The 4,868-nt window shown below is 56.4% G+C and carries 3 protein-coding genes; all 3 read left to right on the top strand.

Annotated features, from left to right (window positions below):
* Positions 1–170 precede the first annotated feature (170 nt).
* The 3 genes from LOC70_RS17030 to LOC70_RS17020 all read left to right on the top strand — a co-directional run bounded on the left by LOC70_RS17030 (position 171) and on the right by LOC70_RS17020 (position 4,839).
* Positions 171–1,475, top strand: coding sequence for a glutamate-5-semialdehyde dehydrogenase (locus LOC70_RS17030; RefSeq protein ID WP_230255192.1), 1,305 nt, complete (start codon positions 171–173; stop codon positions 1,473–1,475).
* A gap of 7 nt (positions 1,476–1,482) precedes the next feature.
* Entirely contained in the window at positions 1,483–2,829 is a 1,347-nt protein-coding gene (gene fliM / locus LOC70_RS17025) for a flagellar motor switch protein FliM (RefSeq protein WP_230255191.1), read from the top strand.
* 753 nt (positions 2,830–3,582) lie between these two features.
* A complete protein-coding gene (locus LOC70_RS17020) occupies positions 3,583–4,839 on the top strand; it encodes a hypothetical protein (RefSeq protein ID WP_230255190.1) in 1,257 nt (418 codons plus the stop codon).
* Positions 4,840–4,868: the final 29 nt, after the last annotated feature.

The raw sequence follows: 4,868 nt of genomic DNA, 5'->3' as shown, positions 1-4,868 counted from the left end.
TTCGGACCTGAATGGCCCAGTGTCTCGTTTGGCCGAGTGTCTCGTTGACGTTGACCTTCACGAGACAATGCCAGACAATGAAACCTGCCGGCTGAGTTGGGGAAATTCCCGAACTCAGCCGGTTTTCGTATGACGATCTCTGCAAACGAAACCTGAACCCATAGGTTCCCATGTCGACCGCCACAACGACCGACACCACCGTTCAAAGTCAATCCAGCGACGACCTCGCCGCTCAGTGCGCGGACGTTGCCCGTCGTGCCAAAGCTGCGTCTCGCGTCCTTGGAACGTTGGACACCACGCTCAAGGACCAATGGCTGATCGAATCCGCTGACGCTTTGGTCAACGCCACCGACAAGATCGTGGCAGCTAATCAACTCGATCTTGAACACGCTCCGAAATACGGTCTCACCGACGCTCAGGTGGATCGCTTGAAACTCGATCGCGATCGAATTGATGGGATCGCGACAGGACTACGTGAAATCGCGGCTCTAAAGGACCCGATCGGAGAAGTCTTGGACGGCTTCACACGTCCAGGCGGAATGCAAATTGAAAAACGCCGCGTGCCTTTGGGCGTGGTGTTCTTTATCTACGAAAGCCGTCCCAATGTGACCGCGGACGCGGCGGGAATTTGCGTGAAGAGCGGCAACGCTGTCATTTTGCGTGGCGGAAAAGAAGCCATGCACAGCAGCCGCGCCATTGTCGATGTGATGCACGAAGTTGCAAAAAGCGTCGGCATTCCCAACGACGCCGTGCAATTAGTCGGGACGACTGATCGGGCCGCTGTCGGCCACTTCCTCAAGCTCTCCGATTCCATTGATGTGACGATTCCTCGCGGAGGCGAGAACCTGATTCGGCGAGTCGCCGCCGAAGCCACGATGCCGGTGATCAAGCATTACGACGGAAACTGCCACGTCTATGTCGATGAATCGGCGGACATCGAAATGGCGGTGAACATCATCGAGAACGCGAAATGCCAGCGAATGGGCGTCTGCAATGCCTGCGAATCCTTGCTAGTGCATGAATCGATCGCCAAAGATGCACTTCCCGCCATAGCCGAACGTTTGACCGGTCGAGGTGTGGAAATGCGGGTGGACGAACGGGCAGCCGCTTTTATCCCAGACGGCGTCCCAGCGACCGAATCCGACTTCGGAGCCGAATTCCTCGGCCCGCAAATCAGCGTCGCGGTGGTTGATTCGTTGGAAAAAGCTGCGGAACACATCAATCACTATGGCTCCGGACACACGGACGCAATCGTGACCAGCCAAATCGCCGCCGCCGATCGCTTCACGGCATTGGTGGACAGTTCCGCAGTGATGGTGAATGCCAGCACTCGCTTCAATGACGGCGGAATGTTCGGTTTAGGAGCCGAAATCGGAATTTCTACCGATAAGTTTCACGCCAGGGGCCCATGCGGGTTGCGGGAACTGACCAGCTACAAGTACATCGTACGTGGGAACGGTCACATAAGAGGCTGAGGACACGATGTCCAACGAATCACTGAGTCAAAATCAAGTCGAGAATCTGCTCAAGGCCATGGAATCGGCCAATTTGGATTCGGATACTCCCGATCCACCCGCAGAAACGAACGACTCAGCCGCTCCCGACCCAACCGAAACCGTGGGCTCGGCGTCCCCGCCTCCGCCCGCTTCTCCATCGCCGTCGCCGACGCCAATGGTTGGATCGGCTCATCCCACGGACGCGAAACCCTATTCGCCCGGAGTCCCCAGCGGCGCCCGGGTGACCGCGTACGATTTCAAGCGTCCTGAGCGGGTTGGCAAGGACCAAATGCGGGCGATGCATTCGTTGCATGAATCCATCGCCCGGAATTTTGGCGCATCGATCTCCGGACTGCTCCGGACGATGATCGAGGTCAAATTACTCAGCGTTGACCAGCTGACCTACAGCGAGTTCGTCTTCAGCTTGGACAACCCCAGCTGTTTCAACGTGATCAAACCATTGCCGCTGGAAGGCCACTGGGTTCTGGACATCGCCCCCGGCTTGGCCTACGCCATCATCGACCGAATGCTCGGCGGCGATCCGGTTCCTGGCGAAACCATTCGCCGCCCGCTCACAGAGATCGAAACCCGACTCATGTGCCGCGTGGTGGATCTTTTCCTCGAGCAAATCGTGCCCGCTTGGGAGAACGTGATCCACTTGGAACCGACGATCCACACCACGGAAAGCAACCCACAGTTGGCCCAAATCGTGCCTCCCAACGAAGTCGCGATTTTGGTGGGATTTGAGGTCTTGCTGGGCAAAAACCGAGGCATGATGAACCTCTGCATCCCGTTCAATTCCATTGAGAAATACAACGCGAAACTGTCTCGTAACGGTTGGGTCGGCTACGGCAAAACCAATCCGACGAAACAGACTCGCCGACGCATTGCCGACAGCATTGATGCGGCACCCGTCGACGTCGTCGTCACACTGGCCCGCTCCAAAATTCGAACCAGCGATCTGTTGGAACTGGCCGTCGGTGACATCATCACAACCGAACAAGAAGCCAGCGCTCCGCTGGAGCTATCCGTGCAAGACGTTCCCAAGTTCGCCGCCATCGCGGGGGCATTCAAAGGCAAAAAAGCGATCCAGATTCAGTCGACGATCGAACCCAAACGACGCGACGAATTGGAAGAGGAGTCCACCCAAAAGCAATCGTTGGCCGCGGAACTCGATATTGAAATCACTGACAATCCGACTCAGACGGACCTCGAAAACGTCTTGGAAACGGCCAAATCCGCTCAGGGTGTTGGCGTGACACAACCACCAAGCAATCCCGCCGCCGGAGTATCACCTCCCGCAGTCAAAGCCAAAGCGGCTCAGCCGAAGTGAGCTGACAAGGTGCAGGGTTGAAAGATGTTTGGCTGGATGGATGCCTTCCTTTCAACAGCACCGGTCGCCATTGCAGAAAATCGGCTCGTCAGTGACCGATGGAGTGTCACATCTCACGAAGGCGATCGCGCACTTGCCAACAACCAACCGTCCACTCACCGACTGGTCGGCGAAACGATCGGTCGTGCTACGTCGCTCTTGGTGGCGGCGGTCTCGGCACGGCGAATGGCAGCCTCCACCCTGTCCAGCAACTCGTCGGAGCACTCAGTTGGCTGAGCGGTTCCGTTCACGCTGGCGGTAAATTCGGCTCCACAATGTTGGCACGCAACGGTACATCCAAGTAACGATGCACGAACATCGATCCGCCGCCCACAAGTGGGGCAGGATTGATTGAATCGAATGGACATGGTTAACCTTTCTTCTCCCAGCCGCCTGCTGGCTAAATCCGTTCTGACAGTGAAAATAGTAACCACAACTCCGCTTCAACGCAAACTCAATTCACGCAAGCAGCCTTTGAAGCCTCAAGTCGCTACCATGTTAGCGCCCAATTCGCAGGGCGGCAAGGATCAAAAACGACCAAGATTCCGTGAAGACCCGCGAACCGCAGTCCCACGCGGAAGTGCTCACGCGTGCACTTCGGAGATCCGAAACACTGAGTTTGACCTGCTTTCGGTTGGCGAAGGTGGGTATTCTGGTACGGAACGTTTTCCTCGACGTTGCCTCCGAATGGATTTCCGCGAACCGGTTGATGAAATGAATCGCACGCTTCGGCACCTGCACGTTCAAACTCTGATCACGATTGCAGTTACGTGGATCATGCTGAACGCGTCGTGGCAACACTCGCTCGTTCAAGCTCAAGAAAACCGCTCCAACCAACAATCCGGCCTCAATGTCCAAATTGAGACGATCGAAGGGGACACTCAGTCAGGACAGTTGCAACAGCTTTCAGGTTCGAAAGTGGAAGTCGGCCTTTCCGGAGACAATGCACTCTCACTGGAGCTCACCGAACTCGCGAGCATCCAGCTCGACACCATCGCCCGGACCAGCCCTCCCACCCGAGTGTCACTTGCTGGCGGATCTGTGATTGCAGCCGCCGTTGCTTCCATGGAATCCGAATCGCTCTTGATCCGGTCGGTTGGTCAGCCGGAACTTTCGGTTCCAATCAAAACCGTTCGTTCCGTTCGATTCCGAGCCGCCAGCCCTGGTACCGATCCGACGTGGATGGGATTGATCGAAGAACCGCAACGACGAGACCGTTTGGTGATCCGCCGCGAGGGCGACTCGCTCGACGCGATTGAAGGAACCATTCTCGGCATCACCCGTGAATCCGTTTCGTTCGATTTGGGCGGCAATGTGGTAGAAGCTCCCCTGTCGAAACTTGAGGGAGTCATCTTCTCAAACACCCCGGGGGATCGGCCTCAAAAGTCGATCCGCGTCAATGATCAATGGGGCTCGGAGTGGTTGGCGGATTCGGTTGCTTGGGATTCGAAAACCAACGCTTTGACATTTTCGCTCGAATCCAATCTGTCGCATTCGATCCCGATGTCGCAGGTGATGTCGCTTCAGTTTTCCGGCGGCATCCTTTACTTGAGCGAGGCCGAGGTGGCTCGCTCGAGTGCTTCCGTCGCGGTGAACCGTTTGGTGGGTGATGACCTGGCATCTACTTGGTTCGGTGCCGAACCGATGGAGAAGAACGTCGTTACCCAATTTCAGTCCGAACATGTGGTCCGAATTCCAGAGGGTTACCAACAACTCGTCGCGGCGGTTCGCATCGCTGATGAGGTGGATGAGTTCACTCCCGTGGTCGTCTCCGTGCTGCTCGATGACCAGGTGGTTTGGACAAAGGAACTGACTGATCGAGAGCCCATCGGTTTCGCTCTCCCGATGGAAAATCATCGTCAGGTGACCTTGCGAACTACGTTGCCGGAAACGGAGACGAACTCGGACAGCGACCTCGGCAATTCATTGGGACATCGTGTCGAGTGGTTGGGTGCCCGTTTGTTAAAATGAAGAGTCCCCTTTTTGACTTGGCACGCTGC

The organism is Rhodopirellula halodulae (assembly GCF_020966775.1).
GTDB classification, from domain to species: Bacteria; Planctomycetota; Planctomycetia; order Pirellulales; family Pirellulaceae; genus Rhodopirellula; species Rhodopirellula halodulae.
Note: the sequence above shows the minus strand (reverse complement) of the source record. Positions and strands in the feature narration are given on the sequence as shown.

What these genes read in the sequence shown, in the direction of transcription:
- LOC70_RS17030 (WP_230255192.1), top strand. Translation starts at nt 171, where the DNA reads ATGTCGACCGCCACAACGACCGACACCACCGTTCAAAGTCAATCCAGC.
- fliM (WP_230255191.1), top strand. Translation starts at nt 1,483, where the DNA reads ATGTCCAACGAATCACTGAGTCAAAATCAAGTCGAGAATCTGCTCAAG.
- LOC70_RS17020 (WP_230255190.1), top strand. Translation starts at nt 3,583, where the DNA reads ATGAATCGCACGCTTCGGCACCTGCACGTTCAAACTCTGATCACGATT.